Origin of the sequence: Streptococcus oralis (genome assembly GCF_001578945.1) — a bacterium.
Lineage (GTDB): Bacteria > Bacillota > Bacilli > Lactobacillales > Streptococcaceae > Streptococcus > Streptococcus oralis_Q.
Window position 1 is genome coordinate 18,299 of sequence record NZ_KQ969558.1, and the last position, 2,273, is coordinate 20,571.

At 43.3% G+C, this 2,273-nt stretch carries 2 protein-coding genes; both read left to right on the plus strand.

Annotated features, from left to right (window positions below):
* Positions 1–1,207: glucose PTS transporter subunit IIA (locus tag SORDD16_RS09565; RefSeq protein WP_164966518.1), on the plus strand; the 1,207-nt coding region annotated here is incomplete at its 5' end.
* A 151-nt stretch (positions 1,208–1,358) separates the two neighbouring features.
* Complete coding sequence (gene scrK / locus SORDD16_RS09570; RefSeq protein ID WP_061453265.1) at positions 1,359–2,246, plus strand: fructokinase ScrK; 888 nt, start codon at positions 1,359–1,361, stop codon at positions 2,244–2,246.
* Positions 2,247–2,273: the final 27 nt, after the last annotated feature.

Sequence of the window (2,273 nt, forward strand, 5' to 3'; positions counted from 1 at the left end):
GGTCGGAGCTAAGTTTGAGAAGGCTCTTCGCAAAGTAGTTCCAGATGTCTTGGATCTTTTGGTGACACCATTCGTGACACTTTTGGTCATGTCTATCCTTGGACTCTTTGTCATCGGACCAGTCTTCCATGTTGTTGAAAATTACATCCTTCTTGGAACAAAAGCTATCCTTGGCTTGCCATTTGGTCTAGGTGGTTTGGTCATCGGTGGGGTTCACCAATTGATCGTCGTTTCAGGTGTGCACCACATCTTCAACTTGCTTGAAGTGCAATTGCTTGCTGCTGACCATGTGAACCCATTTAACGCTATTATCACTGCAGCGATGACAGCTCAAGGGGCTGCAACTGTTGCCGTTGGTGTTAAAACTAAAAATCCTAAACTGAAAACACTTGCTTTCCCAGCTGCTCTTTCTGCCTTCCTCGGTATTACAGAGCCTGCTATCTTCGGGGTTAACTTGCGCTTCCGTAAACCATTCTTCCTTTCATTGATCGCTGGTGCTATCGGTGGTGGATTGGCTTCTATCCTTGGACTTGCTGGTACTGGTAATGGTATCACCATCATCCCTGGTACAATGCTTTATGTTGGTAATGGTCAATTGCTTCAATACCTTCTTATGGTAGCTGTATCATTCGTCCTTGGTTTTGCTCTTACTTACATGTTTGGTTATGAGGATGAAAAAGAAGTTGCAACTGAAGTAGCGACAGAACGTTTGGTTCAAGAAGAAACAACTGGCGACCTTCCAGTAGCTCGTCAAGATGAAACGATCTTAACTCCAGTTGAGGGGGAAGTAGTTGCCCTTAGCGATGTAAATGATCCAGTTTTCTCTAGCGGTGCTATGGGGCAAGGAATTGCTGTAAAACCAAGCCAAGGTGTGGTGTATGCTCCTGCTGATGCCGAAGTAACGATTGCTTTTGCGACAGGACATGCTTATGGCTTGAAAACTGCAAACGGAGCTGAGCTCTTGATCCATGTGGGGATCGATACAGTCACTATGAACGGTGAAGGATTTGACCAAAAAGTTGCTCAAGGCGACAAGGTTAAAGCTGGAGATGTTCTTGGAACCTTTGATTCAAGTAAGATTGCAGCAGCAGGACTTGATGATACGACTATGATCATCGTAACTAACACTGCTGATTATACTTCCGTAACTCCGGCCGCATCTGGAACAGTTACTAAGGGAGATGCAGCAATCGAAGTCAAAGCTTAATTTCTGACGAACTAGAAATGAAAACGAACAAATGTGATGTTTGTTCGTTTTTGCTTGAATGATATGATTTACAGAGGAAAATCTAAAATCTAGAGTCATTTCTATCTAGAAATTATGCTATAATAAAAGAAATAATTAAAAGAGGTTTATCATGACAAAATTATATGGAAGCTTAGAAGCGGGCGGTACAAAGTTTGTCTGTGCTGTCGGAGATGAAAATTTTAATGTTGTAGAAAAAACACAGTTTCCTACAACAACGCCTATCGAGACTATCGATAAAACCATCGAATTCTTTTCAAAATTCGATAATCTTGCAGGCCTTGCCATCGGTTCTTTCGGTCCAATTGATATCGATAAAAACTCAAAAACCTATGGCTTTATTACAACGACTCCAAAACCTCACTGGGCAAATGTAGACTTGCTAGGTAGTCTCCGTCGTACCCTAAACGTGCCGATTTATTTCACAACAGACGTAAATAGTTCTGCCTACGGTGAAGTCGTTGCTCGTAACAATGCTGGTGGCCGAATTGAAAACTTGGTCTACTACACTATCGGTACAGGTATTGGTGCAGGCGTCATCCAACGGGGTGAGTTTATCGGAGGTAGCGGTCATCCTGAGATGGGGCACTATTATGTGGCTAAACACCCAATGGATGTTGAAAAAGAATTTAACGGTGTATGTCCTTTTCATAAAGGATGTTTGGAAGGTTTTGCAGCAGGACCAAGTCTAGAAGCTCGTACTGGCGTTCGTGGCGAAAATATTGAATTGAACAGTTCTGTCTGGGATGTTCAAGCCTACTATATCGCTCAAGCTGCTGTCAATGCTACGGTTACCTTCCGCCCAGATGTCATCGTCTTTGGTGGTGGAGTCATGGCGCAACAGCACATGCTGGATCGCGTTCGTGAGAAATTCACCAGTCTCCTCAATGGTTATCTACCAGTACCAGATGTGCGTGACTATATCGTTACACCAGCCGTTGCAGAAAATGGTTCTGCGACACTTGGAAACTTTGTCCTTGCTAAGAGTGTCGCAAAATAATCTATACAAAAAATCCGCCTGGGAAAC